A 23,049-nucleotide genomic window follows, 5' to 3' on the forward strand; every position below is an offset into this window, starting at 1 on the left:
TACAAGTGGAACTGGCCTATTACTCGGACTATGCCGTCCGTCTCGTCAACAGCGAGGAACCGGCCCGGGGCAACGACTCGCTGACCTCGGTCGGGGCCGTCCGCGACCTCTTCGGCGGCAACCAGTCGGCGGCCCGGCGCGCCACCGACGCGGACGTCACGCGGTTCCGCTCGGTACGCGCCCGGCTGCGCGCGGTCTTCGAGGCGGCGGACACCGGCGACGAGACCCTCGCGGTGGACCTGCTGAACTCGCTGCTCCTGGAGTTCCCGGTCAGCCCGCAGATCTCCGGGCACGACTTCCGGGACGACGACGGCCGCCCGCTGTGGCACATGCACCTGGCGGACCATCCGTCGAACGCGACCGCCGGCTATGCCGCGATCGCCGCGATGGGGCTCGCCTTCCACCTCACCGAGTACGGCGTCGACCGGCTCGGCCTGTGCGAGGCCGCCCCCTGCCGCAACGCCTACCTGGACACCTCGACCAACCGGTCGCGGCGCTACTGCTCCGACCGCTGCGCGACCCGCGCCAACGTGGCCGCCTACCGCGCCCGCAAGCGCCAGGAGGCGGACCGGTCGGAGAAGACCGGCCTGGCGGCCGACAGCGCCCACCGCAGCAGCGCGAAGGGCGCCCGCTGATCGGGCCTGCGCGGCCGGAAGCGGAAACAGACCCGGCCCAGGATCAGGTCGTCGGGCACCACGCCGTAGTCGTTGCTGTCGTTGCCGGCGAACGAGTTGTCCGCGAGCACCCACCAGCCGCCCTCGCGCCGCTGGGTGGCGCGCTTGACGATGAGCAGGTCCTGCTGGAGGGGATGACGCAGGACGACGATGTCACCGGGCCTGACCCGGCCCCGGTGACGCACCACCAGCTGGTCGCCGTGGTACAGCGTCGGCACCATCGACGGCCCGGTCACCTCGGCCAGCCCGAAAGGCTGCCCCGCCCGCCCGCGCTCGGTCTCCTGCGACAGCTCCGGCATCACCCGGCACCTCCCCGGTCGGTCCTCCACCAGTCCCAGTGTGACGCCGGACTTTTGCCCTAAGCCCACAGGGGCACTCGCGAAAACCCCTCCCCCAAGGAGTAATGTCCCACCTGAGAAGACGATCACGAGGAAGGAACGCTCCATGCTTTCCCGCCTGTTTGCCCCCAAGGTCAAGGTCAGCGCGCACTGCGACCTGCCCTGCGGCGTGTACGACCCGGCCCAGGCCCGCATCGAGGCGGACTCGGTGAAGGCTGTCCAGGAGAAGATGGCCGCCAACGACGACCCGCACTTCCAGGCCCGCGCGACGGTCATCAAGGAGCAGCGCGCCGAGCTCGCGAAGCACCACGTGTCCGTGCTGTGGAGCGACTACTTCAAGCCCCCGCACTTCGAGAAGTACCCGCAGCTGCACCAGCTGGTCAACGACACCCTGAAGGCCCTGTCGGCCGCCAAGGCCTCGACGGACCCGAAGACCGGCGAGAAGGCTCTCGAGCTCATCGCCGAGATCGACAAGATCTTCTGGGAGACCAAGAAGGCCTGATCCCGCATCAGGCCCTCCGGCCCGCGGCCCACTTGACCGCGGCGCCTCCCCACCGCACCCGGTTCGCCCGGGACGCCCCTTCCGGCGTCCGGGGCGGGCCGGGTGCGGTGCTTTGCGGAGCGCGCGCGGGGTGTGCGTGATGTCGTGGCGGCCGTGCACATGACGATTCAGACACCTCGTCCCCTCCTCCACTGAATCTTCATATACCTTTCCTTGCGTCATACACGTGATGCATATGAGCAGGCAGGGGCAGGGGCGGGGCATGAGACGTCGTGGGTGGGGTGCGGCCGTTCTGGCGGTCGCTGCGGTGACCGGGACGCTGGTCGTCCAGGGGATCGGTGACGGAGAGGGCGGTTCGGGGGACAAGGGGAAGCCCGGGCCGATCAGGACGAGTACGACGACGGCCGCGCTGACGGTGACCGGGGACGGCACGTCCGCCCGGCTGGACCGGCGTGACACCGCGTCCTTCAGCCTGCTCGGGGTCAGCTGGACCGACCCGGCCGCGCACGTGACCGGCACCGTCGAGGCCCGGGCCCGGAGCACGGCGAACGGCACCTGGTCGAAGTGGCGGCGGCTCGACGGCAACAGCGGGGACGGCGCGCAGGACGCGTCCCGCGGCGGCACCGCCCCGATGTGGTTCGGCCCGTCCGACGGGGTGGAGGTGCGGATGTCCGGCCGGGCGTCGCAGCGGCTCCCCGAGGGCCTGCGGGTGGCCATGGTCGACCCCGGCAGCGGTACGACCACGCAGGTGGAGCCCGCCGGCTTCGTGATGGACCCCGTCGACCCCACCGACACCGCCGACCCGGTCACCCCGGACCCGTCGGCACCGGACCCCGCCGACCCGTCCGCTTCCGAGTCCACCGATCCCCCGCCGGCCGGGACTACCTCCGCCGCGCCCACGGAGACGGCGACCTCGGCCGGCAGCCCGGACGTCTCCCCCACCGTCTCCGCGCCGGACCCGGCCGCGCCGAGCGTGTCGGCGGCGTCGGTGCCCCCGGCCCCGGCGTCGTCCGCGCCCCGCCCGCCGATCGCCTCACGGCTGGACTGGGGCGCGGACGAATCCATCAGCCCCGAGGCGCCCGGCTATCTGCCCGGCGGGAAGATCAAGGCCGTGGTGCTCCACCACACCGCCACCTCCAACGACTACACCTGCGCCCAGGCACCGGCCGTCATCCGGTCCATCTACGCCTACGACGTGCAGGAGCTGACCTGGAAGGACATCGGCTACAACTTCCTCGTCGACAAGTGCGGCACGATCTACGAGGGCCGCAAGGGCGGGGTGGACCGGCCGGTGATGGGCGCGCACGCCTACGGCTTCAACTCCGAGACCACCGGTATCTCCATCATCGGTGACTACAGCACCCTCGCCCCGTCGAAGGAGGCGATGACCGCGGTCGCCCGGCTCGCCGCGTGGAAGCTCGGCCAGTACGGCGTGGACCCGACCGGCACCGCCAAGCTCACCGCCGGCGCGGCCGGGCCGAACTACTTCCGCCAGACGTGGGCCGCGGGCGACACGAGGACCCTCCCCGTCATCCACGGCCACCGCGACGGCTACAACACGGTGTGTCCGGGTGACGCCTACTACAACCTGCTGCCCACGATCCGCACCTGGGCGGGCGGACCGGTCGAAGGACTCACGCTGGACTCGGTCACCGGCGACGGCATGTCCGGCACCACCGTCCTCACCAGCGGCGCCGTCACCGTGAAGTGGTCGGCCACCACCCCGGCCGTGCTGGTCAGGCAGTACGACGTGCTGGTCGACGGCAAGGTCGCGGCCACCGTCGCCGGCTCCGTCGGCTCCGCCCGGGTGGACCTGACGGCGGGCACCCACAAGGTCTCCGTACAGGGCATCCACCAGTCCGGCTGGGCCGCGCTCAGCTCGGAGGTCACCGTGCTCGCCGAGCCCGCCCCGGCCACCACGGACGCCGCCACCACCCCGGCCGCCACACCCACAACCCCTGCTCCGACCGCCACACCCACCACCTCCGCTCCGACCGTCACACCCACCACTCAGGCACCGGCTGCCACACCCACCACGAAGCCCACCACCGCCGCCGACAAGACCCCGCCCGCCTTCTCCACCAAGCCGAACCTCGCCCTGGGGCTCGGCACGGTGAACACCACGGCCGTCCCGCTCGCCCTGAAGTGGAAGGCCACCGACGCGGGCGGCCTGAAGGAGGTCCGCCTCACCGCGCCGGTCGCGAAGACGTACGGCCCGACGGTCCTGAGCGCGAACCTCACCGCCAAGCCCGGTGTGACGACGACCTGGAGGATGACCGCGTACGACCGGGCGGGCAACACCGCCTCGGCCTCCGTGAGCGGCACCCCCGTACTCCTCCAGGAGACCTCGGCCACGAAGTCGGGCACCTGGACGGCCAAGTCGTCGACCAGCTACCTGGGCGGCAAGTCGTACGGCAGCTCGACCAAGAACGCCTCGCTGAGCTGGACCTTCACCGGCCGCTCGGCGGCCCTGGTGGTCTCGCGCGCCGCGACCTCCGGCCAGGTGTACGTCTACGTGGACGGCGTGAAGACCGCCACAGTGGACCTGAAGTCGACGACGACGAAGTACCGCGACGCGATCTGGACGAAGACCTGGTCCGCCAGTGCCAAGCACACGGTGAAGCTCGTGGTCGTCGGCACCGCGGGCCGCCCGACGGTCACCGCCGACGGGCTGGTCTACCTCAAGTAACCGGTCTGCCGGAAGCAACCGGTCCGAGGACCCGACGGGGGCCACCGTGCCATGCTGGTGCGGTGGCCCTCGAAGATCTGGTCCGGTTGCGGCAGGCCCGCGACCGCATGGACCGCGAGTACACCGAGCCGCTCGACATCGCCGCGCTCGCCCGTACCGCGCTGATGTCCCCCGGACACTTCCAGCGCAGCTTCCGGGAGGCGTACGGCGAGACGCCGTACGCCTACCTCATGACCCGCCGGGTCGAACGCGCCAAGACCCTGCTGCGCCGCGGCGACCTCAGCGTGACCGAGGTGTGCCTCGCGGTCGGCTGTACGTCGCTGGGCTCCTTCAGCTCCCGGTTCACCGAGCTGGTCGGCGAGACCCCCAGCGCCTACCGGGCCCGCTCGCACGGCTCGCACGACGAGGACCTCGCGGCGATCCCGCCCTGCGTGGCGCGCACCTTCACCCGCCCGAGACGATCGTTAGGTTCGAGACCATGGACCTGAAACTCAAGCAGTGCTTCATCGCCGTGGACGACCACGACAAGGCGCTCGCGTTCTACCAGGACGTCCTCGGCATGGAGGTGCGCAACGACGTCGGCTTCGAGAACATGCGCTGGGTGACCGTCGGCTCGCCGCTCCAGCCGGACGTGGAGATCGTGCTGGAGCCGCCGGGCGCGAGCCCGGACGCCTCCCCGGCCGACAAGGAGGCGATGGCCCGGCTGCTGGCCAAGGGCATGCTGCGCGGGGTCATCTTCACCACCACCGACTGCGAGGCGCTGTGCGAGCGCGTCCAGGACGCCGGTTACGACCTGCTCCAGGAGCCGACGGACCAGCCGTACGGAGTGCGCGACTGCGCGTTCCGGGACCCGGCGGGAAACATGCTGCGGTTCATCCAGCGAAACGACTGACCTACGCCGTAAGGCCGTTGCCTACGATCACCGCATGGACATCCGCTGGACGTACGCCTTCGTGGACCGGCCCGCCGCGCAGTTGGACCGGGCCCACGCCTTCTGGACCGCCGTCACCGGCACCGAACTGTCGGAACCGAGGGGCGAGCACGGTGAGTTCGCGACCCTGCTGCCGGACGGGGCCGACGCCTGCGTGAAGGTGCAGGGGGTCGCCTCCGGGGACGGCGGCGCGCACTTCTGCCTCTGCGTCGAGGACGTGGCGGGGTTCACGGCCGAGGCGCTGCGGCTCGGCGCGCGGACGGTCGCCGACAACGCGGGCTGGACCGTGCTGCGTTCGCCCGGCGGGCCGTTGTTCTGCGTGGTGTCGTGGCACGGCGAGGCGGTCCGGCCTCCCGTGGTGCGGGGCAGCCGTCTCGACCAGGTCAGCCTCGACCTGCCGCCGTCGGTGTACAAGGACGAGATCGCCTTCTGGGGTGCCCTGTTGCCCGGCTGGGAGGCACGGCCCGGGTCGCTCCCCGAGTTCCATGTGGTCGCGCCGCCGGCCGGGCTGCCGGTGCGCATCCTCCTGCAACGCCTGGACGAGGAACGCCCGGCCTCCGCCCATCTGGACCTGGCCTGCGCGGACATCGAGGCGACCGTCGCCGCGCACGAGCGGCTGGGCGCGGTGACGGTGTCCCGCCAGCGGCACTGGACCGTGATGCGGGACCCGGCCGGCGGCACGTACTGCCTCACCGGCCGCGACCCGGAGACCGGCGGACTGCCCCGCGGCGCGGGTTAGGAACCCGTCGCCCTCCAGGTCTCCACGTCCACCACGGCGTCCACCGGGATGGGCCCGTACACGTGCGGGAACTCCTCGCCGCCGGGCTGCGGCGCCTCGTACTTCACCGGTACGCCGAGCCGGGCGGGGTCCACGACCAGGACCACCAGGTCGTCGGGGGCGTCCGGCGCTCCGTACAGGAACGCGGCCACCCGCGGGAGTTGGGCGCGGGTCGAGCAGTGGATGAAGCCCTCCTCGGCGAGGGTGCGGCCACGGGTCGACATCGCGTACGCGCCGGCTTCGCGGGCCGCGTCCCACAGGGCGCGTTCGGTGATGTGCAGGAGGTACGGGTGTTCGGCCATGGGAGCACGCTAGCCCCTCGGACGGAACACGGGCGGACCACGGTCGGCCCCCGGTCGGTGCGCTGCCCGGCCGGGGTTCCTCCCGACGGGTCCGGCCCCGGTCCGCCCGGTTCGGGTTCAGGGGCCTTCCGCGCGGCGGCTCGTACGGCCGGTCGCCGGGCCGGTCACGGGGGCCGCCGCGGGACCGGTCACCGGATCGGCCACCGGGTCGGTGACGACACCGGCCGGGGGGCCGGATGCGCGGCCGGGTGCCGAACCGGTCCCGGGGCCGCTCGCGGAGCCGGGGTCCTCCATCGGCGCGGCGCCGCCACCGGCGTACGCCTCGCAGGCGCGGTTCCGGCACGGGCCGGGCCCCCACACCGGGACCCAGACGCCCAGCGTCTTGTACCGCCGGGCGGCCGTCCGGACGGGCTGTCCACAGACGGGACAGACTTGTTCGTCTCTGTCCATGTCATCAGCGTAGGGCGGACGCGCGCCCGGCGCTCCCGGCCGCACTCGCCCCACCGGCAGACCGCGGGCCCCGCACCCCGTGGGGAGGCGCGGGACCCGCGGGACCGGACCCCCCTCGCCGCCGTGGTCCGACGGGGTCGGGAGTCGGGTGGCCCCGCCGACTCCGGGGCCGCCCGGCCGGCGCTCAGTCGCTGCGCCGGGTCACGTACTCGGCCAGGGCGAGCAGGCCGCCCGCGGACTCCGGCTCCGGAATCACCCGGGCCAGTTCGCCCATCGCCCGGGACATCCGGTCGGCCGCCTGGCTCTGCGCCCAGTCCCGGCCGCCGGCCCGCTCCACGGCGAGCGCGATACGCGCCGTCCCCGCAGCGTCCGCCGTCCCGCACGGCACCGCGTACAGCTCGGCCAGTTCGGCGGCGGCCGGTGTGCCGGAGGTCAGCGCGGCGACCACGGGCAGCGACTTCTTGCGGGCGGTCAGGTCCGCGCCGGCCGGCTTGCCGGTGCGGTTCGGGTCGCCCCAGATGCCGATCACGTCGTCGATGAGCTGGAAGGCCAGCCCGGCCTGGCGGCCGAACGTGTCGAGCGCGTCGACGTCGTCCTCGGCGGCCCCCGCGTACAGCGCGCCCAGGGCGCAGGCACACCCCAGGAGCGCTCCCGTCTTGGCCTCGGCCATGGCGAGCACCTCGTCGAGGGTGACGTCGGCCGGGTTGCGCCGCTCCAGCGCCGTGTCCGCCTGCTGCCCGGCGCACAGTTCGACCACACACGCGGCGAGCCGGGCGGCGGCGGCCCCGGACGCCGGGTGCGGGTCCTCGGCGAGCAGCCCGAGCGCCAGCGCCTGGACGGCGTCACCGGCGAGGATGGCGTCGGGGTCGCCGAACACGGTCCAGGCGGTGGGCCGGTGCCGACGCGTGGTGTCGCGGTCCATCACGTCGTCGTGCAGCAGCGTGAAGTTGTGGATCAGCTCCACCGCGGCGGCCGCCCGCACGGCGCTCTCCCGTGCGCCCGGGCCGCCGAGCGCGGCGGCCGCGGTGAGCACGAGCGCGGGACGTATCGCCTTGCCCGCGTGGGCCGCCGCCGGTGTGCCGTCGGCGTGCTCCCAGCCGAAGTGGTAGAGCGCGACCCGGCGCATGGAACCGGGCAGCGAGTCGAGAGCCGCCCGCAGCTCGGGGTCGACCGAGGCCCGCGCCCGCTCCAGGATCACCGCCGCCTCGTGCCCGTCGGCCGGAGCGGGCCGCCCGTTCCCCGGGGTCGCTATGGTCGTCCGCCTTTCGAGCGTCTCGGTTCTCCCCCGTGTCGTGAACTCGGTCATGGAATCCCCCTCGCAGCAGCGGCGCACGGTGGCGCGTCGGACGCTTCCGTCCCGGCCGGGCGCACCCCCCTGGAGCGCACCCGGGGGGACGGGCCGGAACTCGAGGTTCCGGCAGGCGGGTTCACCGCCAGCGGCCGATCTCGACGTTCTCCAGGACACCGAGCGCGTCCGGCACCAGGACCGCGGCCGAGTAGTAGGCCGTCACCAGGTAGTTGATGATCGACTGCTCGTTGATGCCCATGAACCGCACCGACAGGCTCGGCTCGATCTCGTCCGGGATGCCGGACTGCCGCAGGCCGACGACGCCCTGCTCCTCCTGCCCCAGGCGCATCGCGATGATGGAGCTGGTCCGGGCCTCGGTGACCGGGATCTTGTTGCACGGGTAGATCGGGACGCCACGCCAGGTGGGGATGCGGTTCCCGCCGACGTCGATCGTCTCGGGGACGAGTCCGCGCTTGTTGAGTTCGCGCCCGAACGCGGAGATCGCGCGCGGATGGGCGAGGAACAGCTTCGTACCGCGTCGCCTGCTGAGCAGTTCGTCCATGTCGTCCGGGCTCGGGACGCCGTCGTGCGGCTGGAGCCGCTGGTCGTACTCGCAGTTGTGGAGCAGCCCGAACTGCCGGTTGTTGACCAGCTCGTGCTCCTGGCGCTCCTTCAGCGCCTCGACGGTGAGCCTCAACTGCTGCTCGGTCTGGTTCATCGGCTGGTTGTAGAGGTCCGCCACGCGCGTGTGGATGCGCAGGACGGTCTGGGCGATGCTCAGTTCGTACTCGCGCGGCCTGGCGTCGTAGTCGACGAAGGTGTGCGGGATCTCGGCCTCGCCGGAGTGGCCGGCCGCGAGGTCGACGGCCTTCTCGCCGTACTTGTTGGTGCGCTGCTCGGGGATGGCGCGCAGCCGCCCGATGTGCTCACCCAGCGTGTCCGCGCGCTCCGCGACCTGGTCGAGGTCCTGGCGGGACAGGATCAGGACCGTGCACGCGGTGTCCGCCCGGGCGGTGTACTCCCAGATGGCTTCCGGGTCGATCAGCGCCGCCTCGCCGAAGTACGCGCCGTCGGCGAGGACGCCCAGCACCGCGTCGTCCCCGTAGGGGCCGGTGCCGACCTTCTCCACCCTGCCGTGCGCCAGCAGGTACACCTCGTCCGTGCGGCTGCCGAACGAGGCGATCAGCTCGCCCGGGGCGTACTCCCGCTGCCGGCAGCGCTGGGCCAGCTCGGCGAGTACCTCCTGGTCCTCGTAGTCCCGCAGGGCGGGCAGTTCGCCCAGCTCGGCGGGGATGACCTCCACCCGGTCCCCCGTCTTCACGAACGTGATGCGGCCGTCACCGACCGCGTAGGTCAGGCGCCGGTTCACCCGGTACGTGCCGCCCTGCACGTCCACCCAGGGCAGCATCCGCAGCAGCCAGCGCGAGCTGATCTCCTGCATCTGGGGAGCGGACTTGGTGGTGGTGGCCAGGTTCCGCGCTGCGGCCGTGCCGAGGCTCTGCTGCGGCTTGCCCTGATCCGTGCGGACCTCTTCGCCTACCGACATTCTGAATTGCCCTCCCGTCATGCACCGGTGCCGTTCGCACCGGGCACCGATCTCGCGACCAGCCTTCCATCACGGAGCGTGGCGGTGCTATTACCCGAAAGAGCGGGAATGGATCACCGGGCGGCGGGGCAGGAAGAGGGATCCCGAGCGGCCGTCCCGCCCTCGTACCCGTGGGGCGGCCGGCCCGATCAGGACAGGTGTCCGACAATGGCGGGGTGACCAGCTCCGACCTCTTCGCCGCCCTGCGGCCCCGGCTGCCCTCGCCGCTCCAGGAGGTGGAGGACGTGCGGTTCGCGCGGCACGGCGTCCGGCTGCTGCTCAAACGCGACGACCTGATCCATCCGGAGCTGATCGGCAACAAGTGGCGCAAGCTGGCGCCGAACCTCGAAGCGGCGGCGGGGCGGCCGATCGTCACGTTCGGGGGCGCGTACTCCAACCATCTGCGCGCCACCGCCGCGGCCGGCCGGCTCCTGGGCCTGCGCACGACCGGCGTGGTCCGGGGGCAGGAACTGGCCGACCGGCCCCTCAACCCCTGTCTGGCCCGCTGCGCGGCCGACGGGATGCGGCTGCACTTCGTCGACAGGTCGACGTACCGGGCGAAGGCCGAGCCGCGGACCCTGGCCGCGATCCTGCGGGCGGCCGACGCCGAGGACGCCCATGTCGTCCCCGAGGGCGGCAGCAACGCCGAGGCGGTCCGGGGCTGCGTGTCCCTCGGCGGTGAGCTGAGCGGTCTCGCCGACGTGGTCGCGGTCGCCTGCGGCACCGGCGGCACCCTGGCCGGCCTGGCCGCCGGGCTCGCTCCCGGCCAGCGCGCCCTGGGCATACCGGTCCTCAAGGGCGGCTTCCTGAACGCCGAGACACAGGCACTCCAGGAGCGGGCGTTCGGCCGCCGTCGCGGCGCCTGGTCCCTCGACGACCGCTTCCACTTCGGCGGCTACGCCCGTACCACCCCCGAACTCGACGCCTTCGCCGCGGACTTCGAACAGCGCCACGGCCTGCCCGTCGAGCGTCTCTATGTCGCCAAGTTGCTGTACGGACTTGTCGCCCTCGCCGACGAGGGCCGGCTCGCGCCGGGAAGCACCGTCGCGGCGGTGATCACCGGCCGCCCGTGACCCGCGGGCGCCCGCCCTTCACGACGCCCGTCACGGGCGGCCGGCCGAAGCCCCCGCACGCGGCCCCGCACACTCCGCCCGGTGCGTACCCCGGCCGCGGCGGTGCCGCGCACAGCCGCCCCCGCCCCCTCGCGCGCGGGTGCTCACGCCGCCTCCCGGTAGGCCGCCGCCTCCTCCAGGTCCAGTCGGCGCAGCAGGGTGCGCAGCATCTCGTCGTCGATGTAGCGGCCGTCGCGCAGCTTCACGAAGACCTCGCGCTCGGTGCCGATCATCTCCCTCGACAGCCGGCGGTAGGTGTCGTCGACGGTCTCGCCGGTGACCGGGTTGACCTGGCCGAGCCGCTCCCAGACGGCGTTGCGACGGCGTTCCAGGACCATGCGCAGGCGGTCGGCGAGCGGGGGCGGGAGGGCGTTGCGCTCGTCGGCGAGGAGCTCCTCCAGGTGCCGCTCGGCGGCCCGGGAGGCCTGTGCCTGCGCGTTGGCCTCGGCGAGGGTCGCGGCCTGCGGGTCGGGCTCGGGGAGCTTCAGCAGCCGGATCAGCGGGGGCAGGGTGAGCCCCTGCACCACCAGCGTGCCGATGACGGTGGTGAAGGTCAGGAAGAGGATCAGATTGCGCTGCGGGAAGGGCGCGCCGCCGTGGTGCACGGTCATCGGGATCGAGAAGGCGATGGCCAGCGAGACCACGCCGCGCATCCCGGCCCAGGAGGTGATCATCGCCCCCTTCCAGGTGGGGTTCTCCTCGCGTTCCCTGATCCGCGCCGACAGCAGTCGCGGCACGAAGGCCGCCGGGTACACCCACACGAACCGGGCCGCGACGACCACCAGGAAGAGGACCACCGCGTACCAGGCGGCGTCGGCCCCCTCGTCGGCGCCGAGTCCGCGCACGACGACGGGCAGCTGGAGGCCGATCAGCGCGAAGACCGCCGACTCCAGGACGAAGGCGACCATCTTCCACACCGCCTCCTCCTGGAGCCGGGTGGCGAAGTCGACCTCCCACGCACGGTGCCCCAGGTAGAGGGCGACGACGACCACGGCGAGGACCCCGGAGGCGTGGAACTGCTCGGCGACCGCGTAGGCGACGAACGGGATCAGCAGGGACAGCGTGTTCTGGATGAGCGGTTCCGTCAGGCGCGTGCGCAGCCAGTGCAGCGGCGCCATCAGGACCAGACCGACCCCGACACCGCCGACCGCCGCGACCAGGAACTCGCCGACCCCGCCGGCCCAGGTGGCGCCCTCGCCCACGGCGGCCGCGAGGGCCACCTTGTAGGCGGTGATGGCGGTGGCGTCGTTCAGGAGCGACTCGCCCTGGAGGATCGTGGTGATCCGGGAGGGCAGGCCGACCCTGCGGGCCACCGCCGTGGCCGCGACCGCGTCCGGCGGCGCCACCACCGCGCCCAGCACCAGCGCCGCGGTCAGCGGCATCTCCGGCACGATCCGGTACACCGCCCAGCCGACCACGAAGGTCGCGAAGAGCACGTACCCGACCGACAGCAGCGCCACGGGACGCAGCTGGGCGCGCAGGTCGAGGTAGGAGCTGTCGGTGGCCGACGTGTACAGCAGCGGGGGCAGCAGCAGCGGCAGGACGACGTCCGGGTCGAGCGTGTAGTCCGGCACCCCCGGCAGGTACGACACCATCAGGCCGGCCGCGACCAGCAGCAGCGGCGCCGGCACCGGGGTGCGCCGGGCCGCCGCGGCGATCGCCGCGCTCCCCGCCACCAGCAACAGCAGTGGCATCACGTCCATGGTCCTCGCCCGCCCTCGTTTTCCGCGCCGCCGACCGTGCGGCCGTCGTAATCTGGCAATCATGAAACAGTGCACGCACTCGGACGCACTCCCGCACCCCGAACCCGAGGCGCTCACCGCCACGTGTCCGGAGTGCCTGGCGGCCGGCACGCACCCGGTGCAGCTGCGTCTGTGCCTGACGTGCGGCCACGTCGGCTGCTGCGACTCGTCGCCGGGACGGCACGCCACGGGGCATCACGCGGACTCCGGCCACCCGGTGATGCGGACCTTCGAGCCGGGTGAGGACTGGCGTTGGTGCTTCGTGGACCATGTCCTCGTGTGACCCTGGACGGGCACCCGCGAGACCGTCCGACGGGTACGGTTCGACCGTCTGACGTCTGGGTACGTCAACCCGGCGCGCGCTCTTCCCATTTGGGCCCGCAAACCCCTAGCCACGGAGCGTATCCGTAGGTTTACTATGAGTGACAGCAAGGGGTTGGGGTCCGGGGGACAGCAAAGTCGGGCGCGCGATAGCGTCACCGCTGAACCACACTTCGTGTCACCCCGGGGGGCGACCCTCGGCCCCGAATAGCTTGTACCACCTTGGAGGTGAGGGTGTCCCAGATCGCAGGCGAGCCCGCGACCCAGGACTTCGTGGAAGTCCGGCTGCCGGCTGCGGGTGCCTACCTGTCGGTGCTGCGGACGGCCACGGCCGGCCTCGCGGCCCGTTTGGACTTCACCCTGGACGAGATCGAGGACCTGCGCATCGCCGTGGACGAGGCCTGCGCGATCCTGCTCCAGCAGGCCGTGCCGGGCTCCGTGCTCAGCTGCGTCTTCCGACTCGTCGACGACTCGCTCGAAGTGACCGTCTCCGCGCCGACCACCGATGGTCACGCTCCGTCACGGGACACCTTCGCCTGGACCGTGCTGTCCGCCCTCGCGGGCAAGGTCTCCTCCGCCGTGGACGACGACAAGACCGTGTCGATCAGCCTCTACAAACAGCGCGGCGCGGGACCCGGGTCGGCGTGAGGAACGGGGACGGGCCGGTGCGGGACGAAGAGCGCGGCGCGCGGGGGCTGCCGGCCGAGAACACCGACCTGGACGACTCCCGGCGCATGGCGGAAGGCATCGACGGAATCCCCGAGCCGGCCCGGCCGCATCCGGAGGAACACACCTCGGAGGCCGGTCTCCCGGACGACGACGGGCAGCGGGATCGGGAAGGTGCCGTGCAGAGCGCGCCTCGGGAGCGGCGGTCCGGGGCCTTCCCCGGCCGCGCCGAGGCGAGAGCTCGGGGAAGGGCAACGGGCGGGACGATGAGCGAGCACGAGCGAGACGAGAAGCCGGACGCGCAGAGCGCGCCGCAGGCCACGCAGCACGACCCACAGGACCGCACCGGAGCACGGGCCCTGTTCGTCGAACTGCGCCAGCTCAAGGAGGGCAGCGCCGAGTACGCGGAGCTGCGCAACCGGCTGGTCCGCATGCATCTGCCGCTCGTCGAGCACCTGGCGCGGCGCTTCCGCAACCGCGGCGAGCCGCTGGACGACCTCACCCAGGTCGCCACCATCGGCCTGATCAAGTCGGTCGACCGCTTCGACCCGGAGCGCGGTGTCGAGTTCTCGACGTACGCGACGCCGACGGTCGTCGGTGAGATCAAGCGGCACTTCCGCGACAAGGGCTGGGCGGTGCGCGTGCCCCGTCGGCTCCAGGAGCTGCGCCTCGCCCTCACCACGGCGACCGCGGAGCTCTCGCAGCAGCACGGCCGCTCGCCCACGGTGCACGAGCTCGCCGAGAAGCTGGCCATCTCGGAGGAAGAGGTCCTGGAGGGCCTGGAGTCCGCGAACGCGTACTCGACGCTGTCCCTGGACGTCCCCGACACCGACGACGAGTCCCCGGCGGTCGCCGACACCCTAGGCGCGGAGGACGAGGCGCTGGAGGGCGTGGAGTACCGGGAGTCCCTCAAGCCGCTGCTGGAGGACCTCCCGCCGCGCGAGAAGCGGATCCTGCTGCTGCGGTTCTTCGGCAACATGACCCAGTCGCAGATCGCGCAGGAGGTCGGCATCTCGCAGATGCACGTCTCCCGTCTGCTGGCGCGCACCCTGGCGCAGCTGCGGGAGAAGCTGCTCGTGGAGGAGTAGCGGTTACTTCGGCTCGTCCTGATGCCGCGCGTTTCCGGGCCCCCGGATCCCGAGGGCCCGGGTCGTCTCCGCGTTGACGAGCAGTACGAGCGAGGCGACGGCCGCGATCGCCAGCGCGATACCGGCCGGGATCGCCGCGCTGTCGGCCTGGAGCAGCGTGTAGGCCACCGGCAGCGCCATGATCTGCGTGATGAGCGCGGGGCCCCGGCTCCAGCTGCGCCGGCCGAGCAGGCCGCGGGCGGCGAGCAGCGGCAGCAGGGAGAGCGCGATCAGCGTCACCCCGCCGGTCACCCCCGACGTGCGGTCGCCCGAGTCGCCGGTGAGTCCGAGCACCAGGATCCACACGCCTCCGACGAGCAGGGCGAGCCCTTCGAGGGCGGCGAGCGCGGCGGCGTACGTCAGCCGCCGCGGGCGGGGGCCGGCGTTCTCCGGCGTGATCTCGGTCTCAAAACTGGAGGGGCTCTGGCTGCTCACCCGAGAAGGGTAGCCCGGTCAGCCCGGCCGTCCGGGTCGAGCCTCATGTCCTGATCTCTTACCCGATCCCTACCCTCGGTCTGGGCCGGGTACCACCCAGTAGGTACGCTGCACCCCATGCGTGCACTTCTCGTGGTCAATCCGGCGGCAACCACCACAAGCGCACGTACGCGCGATGTACTGATCCACGCGCTCGCCAGCGAGATGAAGCTCGAGGTGGCCACCACCGAGTACCGGGGACACGCGCGCGACCTGGGCCGCGAGGCGGCCGAGAGCGGCGAGGTCGAGATGGTCGTGGCGCTCGGCGGCGACGGCACGGTCAACGAGGTCGTCAACGGCCTGCTGCACTCCGGCCCCGACCCGGACCGGCTGCCCGGCCTCGCGGTGGTCCCCGGTGGCTCCACCAATGTCTTCGCCCGCGCCCTGGGACTGCCGAACGACGCCGTCGAGGCGACCGGCGCCCTGCTGGACGCCCTGCGCGAGGGCCGAGAGCGCACGGTCGGCCTCGGCCTCACCTCCGGTACGCCCGGCACGGACGACGAGTCCGTGCCGTCCCGCTGGTTCACCTTCAACGCGGGCCTGGGTTTCGACGCGGGCGTGGTCGGCCGGGTCGAGCAGCAGCGCGAGCGCGGCATGAAGTCGACGCACGCGCTGTACGTTCGTCAGGTCGTCCGGCAGTTCCTGGGGGAGCAGCACCGGCGACGCGGCACGATCTCGGTGGATCGGCCCGGTGAGGACACGGTCGCCGATCTGGTGGTCGCCATAGTCTCGAACACGTCCCCCTGGACGTATCTCGGCAATCGCCCGATGTACACGTCGCCTAAGGCCTCGTTCGATAAAGGTCTCGACGTACTCGGTCTCAGCCGACTGTCCACGGCGGCGGTTGCCCGGTATGGCACGCAGTTGCTCACTTCGTCCCCGGAGCGGGGACCCCATGGCAGGCATGCGACCTCACTGCACGACCTTGACCAGTTCACCTTGCATTCGAAGGTGCCACTGCCCCTCCAGATGGACGGCGACCACCTGGGACTGCGTACGAGCGTGACGTTCACAGGCGTTCGCCGTGCACTGCGTGTGATTGTGTGAGCGGAACGGGCCAAAGTCCTTTCACTCGAACGTTTAGGCCAGGATCCACCCCATGGAAGTACGGCTGTGACCTAGTCGACACCGAGGAATCAAAAAAAACTTTTCAGAAGGGGTTGTATCCGCCGTCGAGGTTTGCGAGTCTCTTCCTGGCGATCGGGACGGCCCGCAACACCGGCCTCCACAGATCACCGGAACCCCTCTACACAAGGACCACGCCAGGGAACCTGGCGGGTGGCCCTTCACTTGTTGAGGGATTCGTGAAAGCGTTCACATTCACAAGCAACTTGCATGTAATACCAAGGAGAGGTAGCAGCCATGGACTGGCGTCACAACGCCGTTTGCCGCGAGGAAGACCCCGAGCTCTTCTTCCCCATCGGCAACACCGGTCCTGCGCTGCTGCAGATCGAGGAAGCCAAGGCCGTCTGCCGTCGCTGCCCCGTTATGGATCAGTGTCTGCAGTGGGCGCTCGAGTCCGGCCAGGACTCCGGCGTCTGGGGTGGCCTCAGCGAGGACGAGCGTCGCGCAATGAAGCGCCGCGCCGCCCGCAACCGGGCTCGTCAGGCCTCCGCCTGACCTCACCCACCCCGCTAACAGCCTGAGCTTGGCGGCGCGTACAGCGAGTACGCAACTCCCGCCCCCGAGCCGCAGCGCGCAGTACCCCCGATGCGCTTAGCAGTAAAAAGCAGCAACGAGCTTCAGCCCCGGATCACTTGGTGGTCCGGGGCTCAATGCTGTCCGGGCGAAGGTGCCTACTTCTGCGCACTGACCGGAATGTCCAGGATCACCTGGGTGCCGCGCTCCGGTGCCCTGACCATGTCGAAGCTGCCGCCCAACTCCCCCTCCACCAGCGTCCGTACGATCTGGAGGCCGAGGTTGCCCGAGCGGTGCGGGTCGAAGCCCTCGGGCAGACCGACGCCGTCGTCCTGGACGGTGACGAGCAGTCGGCCCTCCTTCGTCGTCCCGCCGCGGACCGCGGAGACCTCGACCGTGCCCGTGTCGCCCTCGCGGAAGCCGTGTTCGAGGGCGTTCTGGAGGATTTCCGTCAGCACCATCGACAGCGGGGTGGCGACCTCCGCGTCCAGGATGCCGAACCGGCCGGTGCGCCGGCCGGTGACCTTGCCCGGGGAGATCTCCGCGACCATCGCGAGGACCCGGTCGGCGATCTCGTCGAACTCCACCCGTTCGTCGAGGTTCTGGGAGAGCGTCTCGTGCACGATCGCGATCGAGCCCACCCGGCGCACGGCCTCCTCCAACGCCTCGCGACCGCGCTCGGAGTCGATGCGCCGCGCCTGGAGCCGCAACAGCGCGGCCACCGTCTGGAGGTTGTTCTTCACCCGGTGGTGGATCTCCCGGATGGTCGCGTCCTTGGTGATCAGTTCCCGCTCGCGGCGGCGCAGTTCGGTGACGTCCCGCAGCAGTACCAGCGAACCGATGCGGGTGCCCTTGGGCTTGAGCGGGATCGCTCGGAACTGGATCACCCCGTCGTTGGCCTCGATCTCGAACTCGCGCGGCGCCCAGCCGCTGGCGACCTTGGCCAGCGCCTCGTCCACCGGGCCCCGGGTCGGGGCGAGTTCGGCGGTGAGCTGGCCCAGGTGCTGGCCGACGAGGTCCGAGGCGAGGCCCATCCGGTGGTAGGCGGACAGCCCGTTGGGGGACGAGTACTGCACGATGCCGTCCGCGTCGAGGCGGATCAGCCCGTCGCCGACACGCGGCGAGGCGTCCATGTCGACCTGCTGGCCGGGGAACGGGAAGGCGCCCGCGGCGATCATCTGCGCCAGGTCCGAGGCGCTCTGGAGATAGGTGAGCTCCAGGCGGCTCGGGGTGCGCACGGTGAGCAGGTTGGTGTTGCGGGCGATCACGCCGAGGACGCGCCCCTCGCGCCGTACGGGGATCGACTCGACCCGGACCGGGACCTCCTCGCGCCACTCCGGGTCGCCCTCGCGCACGATCCGGCCCTCGTCCAGGGCCGCGTCCAGCATGGGGCGGCGCCCGCGCGGGACGAGGTGGCCGACCATGTCGTCCTGGTAGGAGGTGGGGCCGGTGTTGGGCCGCATCTGGGCGACGGAGACGTACCGGGCGCCGTCGCGGGTGGGCACCCACAGGACCAGGTCGGCGAAGGAGAGGTCGGAGAGCAACTGCCACTCCGAGACCAGCAGGTGGAGCCACTCGAGGTCGGAGTCGTCGAGGGCCGTGTGCTGGCGTACGAGTTCGTTCATGGAGGGCACGTGTGCGAGCGTACCCGCCGGTCCGAACCAGCCGTAAAACAGCCGGTCCGTCCCCGTCCTGGAACACCCGCGGGCCGCGGCGCCTGGGAGGGACCCTCAGCCCTCCGTCGGCACCGCAGCCCGGAGCAATATCCGGCCACGGGGTGTGCGGTCCCGTTCGGCCGAAGGATGAGGAGCCGGGGCAGTCAGGGCAGAGAGCACCGGATCCTCGGTCCGCTCTCCTGTGCGGGGAGAACGGAGGCTCGTTGTGTTGTCGACCGTCCCCAGCATTCTGGACTAGACCACTTGGCCTGTCCATGCGTCGGAGGTCGCTTGTTGACGGCGATTCGCAGCCGACGCCACGCAGCCTAGCCCGCCGGGGTCACCGGCGGGACCAGATGTTCATGGCAATTTCCGCGACTGCCTCCGGTTCCGCCCGGCTCGCCCCGCCCCGCGGCCGCCGGGGCTCACCCTGGGCCACCGCCGAGGCACACCGGGCGAGCGCGACCCCGGCGCCCCGGCGGATCCGTAGCCTGGGAGACAAGAGTCCGCTCTGCTAGATTGGTCTAAACCACATAGTCCTTCCAGCCCCTTCTCCAGCTTTCTCCAGAACGGCAGGCCCACGTGGAAGTTGTCATCGTTCCGGACGCCGAGTCGGGCGGCGAGCTCATCGCCGAGGCCATGGCGCGGCTGCTGCGGCGCAAGCCCGACGCGCTGCTCGGCGTGGCCACCGGCTCGACCCCGCTGCCCGTCTACCAGGCGTTGACGGCGAAGGTGCGCTCCGGCGCCGTGGAGGTCTCACGGGCGCGCATCGCCCAGCTCGACGAGTACGTGGGGCTGCCCGCCGACCACCCGGAGTCCTACCGCTCGGTGCTGCGCCGCGAGGTGCTGGAGCCGCTCGGCATCGGGATGCCGGCGTTCCTGGGGCCCGACGGCACGGCCGAGGACGTACCGGCGGCCTGTGAGGCGTACGACCGGTCGCTGGCCGAGGCCGGCGGTGTGGACCTCCAGCTGCTCGGCATCGGGACCGACGGGCACATCGGATTCAACGAGCCCTGCTCCTCGCTCGCCTCGCGCACGCGCATCAAGACGCTGACCCAGCAGACCCGCGTGGACAACGCGCGCTTCTTCGACGGCGACATCGAGCAGGTACCCCACCACGTCATCACCCAGGGCATCGGCACCATCCTGGAGGCACGGCACCTGGTGCTGCTCGCCACCGGTGAGGGCAAGGCGGACGCGGTCGCCGCGACCGTGGAAGGACCGGTGGCGGCGGTGTGCCCGGCCTCGGCGCTCCAGCTCCACCCGCACGCCACGGTCGTCGTCGACGAGGCCGCGGCCTCGAAGCTCAAGCTCGCGCCCTACTTCCGGCAGACCTACGCCGACAAGCCGCACTGGCAGGGGATCTGACCGGATCCCGCGGACACGACGAAGGCGCCGGGCCCCTCGAAAGGGGCCCGGCGCCTTCGTCGTGGAAGCGTCCCTAACGGCCGGCGACGACCTCCGCCGCCGCCCGTCCGCACACCCGGGCCGCGCCGTGGGTGGCGATGTGCAGGGCGCCGCGGGGCACGGACTGGGGTACGCCCATCTCGACCACGATCGTGTCGGGGCGGGCCGCCAGCAGGGTGTCGAGCGCCGTCGCCATCCAGGGGTGGCGGTGCTCGTCGCGGACGACGGCGACGATCCGCCGCTCCCCCGCCGCCGCCAGCGCCGCGGGACCTGCGTCCGCGCCGGTGAAGCTGCCCGTCCGCGTCCCCGGCAGCAGACCGGCGAGTTCGGCGGCCACCCCCCAGGGGGTCTCGTCGCCGACGGCGATGTTCGCGACCGGGGTGAAGGCGGCCACGTACGGGGCCTCGACGGGCGGCGCGTAGGTGTCGGCGCCGGTCACCGTGAGGGCGCGCCGGGCGGCCACGAGCCCCACGTCGGAGCGGACCTCGTGGGTGCGCACGTCGGTCGTGGCGGTCCAGCGGGCCAGCTCGCGCACCCGCCGCGCCGCGTCCGCCAGCCGCTCCTCGGACAACTCGCCCGAGCGTACGGCGCCGACGAGGGCGTCGCGCAGCCGTCGTACCGTCTCGTCGTCGGCCAGGCCGCCGCCCACGCAGATCGCGTCGGCTCCGGCCGCGACGGCGAGGACGCTGCCGCGCTCGATGCCGTAGGTGGCGGCGATGGCCTGCATCTCCATGCCGTCGGTGACGATCAGCCCGTCGTAGCCGAGTTCGCCGCGCAGCAGTCCGGTGAGGATGCGGCGGGACAGCGTCGCCGGGTGCTCCGGGTCCAGGGCGGGGACCAGGATGTGGGCGCTCATGACCGCCCGGGTGCCGGCGGCGATCGCCGCGCGGAACGGGACCAGTTCGCGCTCGGCGAGCACGTCGGCGTCCACGTCGATGCGGGGCAGCGCGTGGTGGGAGTCGACGGCCGTGTCACCGTGGCCCGGGAAGTGCTTGGTGCAGGCGGCGACGCCCGCCGACTGGAGCCCGGTGACGTAGGCGGCCGTGTGCCGGGCGGTCAGCGCGGTGTCGGCGCCGAACGAACGGACCCCGATGACCGGGTTCGCGGGGTTGGAATTGACGTCCGCGGAGGGTGCCCAGTTCAGGTTGACGCCGCAGTCCGCGAGCCGTCGGCCCAGCTCGAAGGCCACCTCCCGGGTCAGCTCGACGTCGTCCACCGCGCCGAGGGCGTGGTTGCCGGGGAAGCTGGAACCGGTGCGCACCTCCAGGCGCGTGACGTCGCCGCCCTCCTCGTCGATCGCGACGAGCACGTCGTCACGCTCGGCGCGCAGCTGCGCGGTCAGGACGGCGAGCTGCTCGGGCGAGGCGATGTTGCGGCCGAAGAGGCCGACGGAGGCGAGGCCCTCACCGAGGCGGCGCAGCAGCCAGTCGGGGGCCGTGGTGCCGGTGAAGCCGGGCTGGAGGACCGTCAGCGCGTCGCGGGTCAGCGTGTCGGTGCCGCTGGCGAATGTCGTCATCGGACGGGGTTATCCCTTCACGGCTCCGGCGGTCAGGCCGCTGACGGCCCTGCGCTGGAGGAAGACGAAGAGGATCAGGATCGGTACGGCGAAGAGCGAGGACGCGGCCATGGTCGCGCCCCAGTCGTCGCCGAAGGCGGTCTGGAAGCTGGACAGCCACAGCGGGAGCGTCTGGGACTCGGCCTCCTTGTTGAGGACCAGGACGAGCGGGAACTCGTTCCAGGCGGTGATGAAGCCGAACAGCGAGGTGGACATCAGGCCCGGGGCGAGCAGCGGCAGGATGACCCGGCGGAAGGCCTGGCCGCGGGTGCAGCCGTCGACCATGGCCGCCTCCTCCAGCTCCCTGGGCACCGCGGCGACGAAGCCGCGCAGCGTCAGGACGGTGAAGGGCAGGATCATCATCATGTAGAAGACCGTCAGCGGGACGAGGCTGTTCAGCATCGACGCGTCGCGCACGATCATGTACATCGCGATGACCATGACCTCCCAGGGGGCCATCTGCGCCAGCATGAAGCCGATGATGAAGCCGCGCCGGCCCCGGAACCGCATCCGTGCCAGCGCGAAGGCCGAGACGAGTGCGATGACCAGCGAGAACACGACCGCGAGGACCGTGACGACCAGGGAGTTGCCGACATAGGTCCAGAAGTGGTCGACGCCGGTCGCCTTCTTGAAGTGCTCGAACGTGACGTCGGTCGGGAACCAGACCGGGTCCTCCGAGATGATGTCGCCGGTCGGCTTGAAGGCCGTGGCGAACATCCAGTACACGGGGAAGACGAAGCCGACGAACAGGACGGCGGCCGTGACGTTGGGCCATACGCGGCCAATGAGCGAGCGCTTCACAGCTCGGCCCCCTCTTCATCGTCCTGCTTGAGCACGATCCGCAGGTAGTAGGCGGTGACGCCGAGCAGGATCAGGATGGTCAGCACGGCGATCGCCGCGCCCATGCCGTAGTGCTGGTTGCCGACGCCCTCGATGTAGGCGTAGACGGGAAGGGTCTCGGTGAGCCGGTCGGGGCCGCCGCCGTTGATGGTGAAGACCTGCACGAACGCCTTGAAGACCCAGATGATCTCCAGGAACGTGGTCGCGTAGAGGAAGGGCCGCAGGAACGGCAGGGTGACCGTGGTGAAGCTCTTCCACACGCCGGCGCCGTCGAGGGCCGCCGCCTCGTACAGCTCACCGGGGATGGTGGTGGTGGCCGCGTACAGGTTGATCGCGACGAACGGTATGGACTGCCAGACGATCAGCAGCGTGACCACGAAGAAGGTCGAGAACTGGTCGCTGGTCCAGCTGTAGTCGGCCATGGAGTGCCAGCCGAGCTTGTCCAGCACCCAGTTGACGACACCGAAGCGCTGGGCGAACAGCCACTGGTAGACGGTGGTCGCGGCGACCACGGGCATCGCCCAGGCCAGCACCAGGCCGATCATCAGGGTCACCCGCATCCGCTTGCCGAGGCGGGCGAGCAGAAGGCCGACCAGCGTGCCCAGCAGCATGATCAGGACGACGTTGACGGCCGTGAACAGCAGGGTGCGCAGGGTGACGCGCCAGAAGTCCTCGCCGGTGAGGGCTGCCTTGTAGTTGTCGATGCCGTTCCACTCGGTGACATGCTGGATCAGCTGTCCCATGTTGAGGTTCTGGAACGACAGCAGCAGGTCCTTCAGCAGCGGCCAGCCGAGCAGCAGCACGGTGGCCGCGCAGGCCGGCAGCAGCAGGAGGTACGGGGCGAGCGCGCCGGTGCGCTCGGCGGCTCTTGGTTGGGGCCTGCCGGGTCCGTCGTCCGACTTGCGGACGTCCGCCGGACCGGAGGGCGGCCGTTCGGTCTGCACGGTCATGCTCGCCATCTCTTCTCTCGACCGG

24 protein-coding genes are annotated in these 23,049 nt (G+C 71.6%); 13 read left to right on the forward strand and 11 right to left on the reverse strand.

Translation table 11 applies throughout. From position 1 onward, the window contains the following. Positions 1-5: 5 nt before the first annotated feature. Entirely contained in the window at positions 6-635 is a 630-nt protein-coding gene (locus ACWC24_RS05315) for an ABATE domain-containing protein (RefSeq protein ID WP_162469104.1), read from the forward strand. On the opposite strand, the gene sodX is transcribed toward ACWC24_RS05315, so the two are convergent. Beyond that, complete coding sequence (sodX, locus tag ACWC24_RS05320) at positions 539-973, reverse strand: nickel-type superoxide dismutase maturation protease (protein ID WP_450661492.1); 435 nt, start codon at positions 971-973, stop codon at positions 539-541. The genes ACWC24_RS05315 and sodX overlap by 97 nt on opposite strands. Positions 974-1,118: 145 nt before the next feature. Between sodX and sodN the strand changes: the two genes are divergently transcribed. From sodN to ACWC24_RS05345, 5 genes are all read left to right on the forward strand, one after another. Next, positions 1,119-1,514, forward strand: a complete 396-nt coding sequence (gene sodN / locus ACWC24_RS05325) for a superoxide dismutase, Ni (protein WP_450661493.1) — start codon at positions 1,119-1,121, stop codon at positions 1,512-1,514. Between the two features lie 262 nt (positions 1,515-1,776). Further along, positions 1,777-4,203 (forward strand): N-acetylmuramoyl-L-alanine amidase, encoded by a 2,427-nt coding sequence (locus tag ACWC24_RS05330; protein WP_450661494.1) that lies wholly within the window; start codon positions 1,777-1,779, stop codon positions 4,201-4,203. A gap of 62 nt (positions 4,204-4,265) precedes the next feature. Beyond that, the gene (locus ACWC24_RS05335) at positions 4,266-4,691 is read left to right on the forward strand and encodes a helix-turn-helix transcriptional regulator (protein WP_450661495.1); all 426 of its coding nucleotides are present in this window, start codon (positions 4,266-4,268) and stop codon (positions 4,689-4,691) included. Beyond that, positions 4,682-5,095: a VOC family protein gene (locus ACWC24_RS05340; protein ID WP_450661496.1), complete on the forward strand. Its 414-nt coding sequence runs from the start codon at positions 4,682-4,684 to the stop codon at positions 5,093-5,095. Before ACWC24_RS05335 ends, ACWC24_RS05340 begins: the two co-directional genes overlap by 10 nt. 34 nt (positions 5,096-5,129) lie before the next feature. Continuing rightward, positions 5,130-5,873: a VOC family protein gene (locus ACWC24_RS05345; RefSeq protein ID WP_450661497.1), complete on the forward strand. Its 744-nt coding sequence runs from the start codon at positions 5,130-5,132 to the stop codon at positions 5,871-5,873. On the opposite strand, the gene ACWC24_RS05350 is transcribed toward ACWC24_RS05345, so the two are convergent. From ACWC24_RS05350 to ACWC24_RS05365, 4 genes are all read right to left on the reverse strand, one after another. After that, on the reverse strand, positions 5,870-6,214 hold the full coding sequence (locus ACWC24_RS05350) for a DUF952 domain-containing protein (RefSeq protein ID WP_450661498.1): 345 nt from the start codon (positions 6,212-6,214) through the stop codon (positions 5,870-5,872). The two genes, ACWC24_RS05345 and ACWC24_RS05350, sit on opposite strands and share 4 nt — an antisense overlap. A gap of 117 nt (positions 6,215-6,331) precedes the next feature. Continuing rightward, a complete protein-coding gene (locus ACWC24_RS05355; RefSeq protein WP_450661499.1) occupies positions 6,332-6,664 on the reverse strand; it encodes a hypothetical protein in 333 nt (110 codons plus the stop codon). A gap of 184 nt (positions 6,665-6,848) precedes the next feature. Next, positions 6,849-7,970 (reverse strand): family 2 encapsulin nanocompartment cargo protein polyprenyl transferase, encoded by a 1,122-nt coding sequence (locus tag ACWC24_RS05360; RefSeq protein ID WP_450661500.1) that lies wholly within the window; start codon positions 7,968-7,970, stop codon positions 6,849-6,851. A 121-nt stretch (positions 7,971-8,091) separates the two neighbouring features. After that, the gene (locus tag ACWC24_RS05365) at positions 8,092-9,498 is read right to left on the reverse strand and encodes a family 2B encapsulin nanocompartment shell protein (protein ID WP_450661501.1); all 1,407 of its coding nucleotides are present in this window, start codon (positions 9,496-9,498) and stop codon (positions 8,092-8,094) included. Between the two features lie 215 nt (positions 9,499-9,713). On the opposite strand from ACWC24_RS05365, the gene ACWC24_RS05370 reads away from it, so the two are divergent. Continuing rightward, positions 9,714-10,610: a 1-aminocyclopropane-1-carboxylate deaminase/D-cysteine desulfhydrase gene (locus tag ACWC24_RS05370; protein WP_450661502.1), complete on the forward strand. Its 897-nt coding sequence runs from the start codon at positions 9,714-9,716 to the stop codon at positions 10,608-10,610. Between the two features lie 143 nt (positions 10,611-10,753). Here the strand turns inward: ACWC24_RS05370 and ACWC24_RS05375 are convergent, their stop codons facing one another. After that, positions 10,754-12,352, reverse strand: coding sequence for a Na+/H+ antiporter (locus ACWC24_RS05375; protein WP_450661503.1), 1,599 nt, complete (start codon positions 12,350-12,352; stop codon positions 10,754-10,756). Between the two features lie 61 nt (positions 12,353-12,413). Between ACWC24_RS05375 and ACWC24_RS05380 the strand changes: the two genes are divergently transcribed. The 3 genes from ACWC24_RS05380 to ACWC24_RS05390 all read left to right on the forward strand — a co-directional run bounded on the left by ACWC24_RS05380 (position 12,414) and on the right by ACWC24_RS05390 (position 14,466). Further along, the gene (locus tag ACWC24_RS05380; protein ID WP_450661504.1) at positions 12,414-12,674 is read left to right on the forward strand and encodes a UBP-type zinc finger domain-containing protein; all 261 of its coding nucleotides are present in this window, start codon (positions 12,414-12,416) and stop codon (positions 12,672-12,674) included. A gap of 272 nt (positions 12,675-12,946) precedes the next feature. Beyond that, positions 12,947-13,360: an anti-sigma regulatory factor gene (locus ACWC24_RS05385; protein WP_450661505.1), complete on the forward strand. Its 414-nt coding sequence runs from the start codon at positions 12,947-12,949 to the stop codon at positions 13,358-13,360. Then, entirely contained in the window at positions 13,357-14,466 is a 1,110-nt protein-coding gene (locus tag ACWC24_RS05390) for an RNA polymerase sigma factor SigF (RefSeq protein ID WP_450661506.1), read from the forward strand. Before ACWC24_RS05385 ends, ACWC24_RS05390 begins: the two co-directional genes overlap by 4 nt. Before the next feature lie 3 nt (positions 14,467-14,469). Here ACWC24_RS05390 and ACWC24_RS05395 read toward each other — a convergent pair whose 3' ends face one another. Next, on the reverse strand, positions 14,470-14,940 hold the full coding sequence (locus ACWC24_RS05395) for a hypothetical protein (protein ID WP_450661507.1): 471 nt from the start codon (positions 14,938-14,940) through the stop codon (positions 14,470-14,472). Positions 14,941-15,057: 117 nt separating this feature from the next. On the opposite strand from ACWC24_RS05395, the gene ACWC24_RS05400 reads away from it, so the two are divergent. Both ACWC24_RS05400 and ACWC24_RS05405 read left to right on the forward strand, forming a co-directional pair. Continuing rightward, positions 15,058-16,026, forward strand: a complete 969-nt coding sequence (locus ACWC24_RS05400) for a diacylglycerol/lipid kinase family protein (protein WP_450661508.1) — start codon at positions 15,058-15,060, stop codon at positions 16,024-16,026. A 315-nt stretch (positions 16,027-16,341) separates the two neighbouring features. Continuing rightward, a complete protein-coding gene (locus ACWC24_RS05405; RefSeq protein ID WP_006142322.1) occupies positions 16,342-16,599 on the forward strand; it encodes a WhiB family transcriptional regulator in 258 nt (85 codons plus the stop codon). Between the two features lie 176 nt (positions 16,600-16,775). On the opposite strand, the gene ACWC24_RS05410 is transcribed toward ACWC24_RS05405, so the two are convergent. Then, the gene (locus ACWC24_RS05410) at positions 16,776-18,242 is read right to left on the reverse strand and encodes a sensor histidine kinase (RefSeq protein WP_450661732.1); all 1,467 of its coding nucleotides are present in this window, start codon (positions 18,240-18,242) and stop codon (positions 16,776-16,778) included. 612 nt (positions 18,243-18,854) lie between these two features. Between ACWC24_RS05410 and nagB the strand changes: the two genes are divergently transcribed. Then, positions 18,855-19,640 carry a glucosamine-6-phosphate deaminase gene (gene nagB, locus ACWC24_RS05415; RefSeq protein ID WP_450661509.1) on the forward strand — a complete coding sequence of 262 codons (786 nt, stop codon included), beginning with the start codon at positions 18,855-18,857 and terminating at the stop codon, positions 19,638-19,640. A 73-nt stretch (positions 19,641-19,713) separates the two neighbouring features. On the opposite strand, the gene ACWC24_RS05420 is transcribed toward nagB, so the two are convergent. The 3 genes from ACWC24_RS05420 to ACWC24_RS05430 are packed head-to-tail and all read right to left on the reverse strand — an operon-like array spanning position 19,714 to position 23,024. Beyond that, positions 19,714-21,195 (reverse strand): glycoside hydrolase family 3 protein, encoded by a 1,482-nt coding sequence (locus ACWC24_RS05420; RefSeq protein ID WP_450661510.1) that lies wholly within the window; start codon positions 21,193-21,195, stop codon positions 19,714-19,716. A gap of 9 nt (positions 21,196-21,204) precedes the next feature. Next, the gene (locus tag ACWC24_RS05425) at positions 21,205-22,035 is read right to left on the reverse strand and encodes a carbohydrate ABC transporter permease (RefSeq protein WP_450661511.1); all 831 of its coding nucleotides are present in this window, start codon (positions 22,033-22,035) and stop codon (positions 21,205-21,207) included. After that, the gene (locus tag ACWC24_RS05430) at positions 22,032-23,024 is read right to left on the reverse strand and encodes a carbohydrate ABC transporter permease (RefSeq protein WP_450661512.1); all 993 of its coding nucleotides are present in this window, start codon (positions 23,022-23,024) and stop codon (positions 22,032-22,034) included. Before ACWC24_RS05430 ends, ACWC24_RS05425 begins: the two co-directional genes overlap by 4 nt. Between the last annotated feature and the right edge of the window lie 25 nt (positions 23,025-23,049).

It is taken from the genome of Streptomyces sp. NPDC001443 (genome assembly GCF_053597355.1).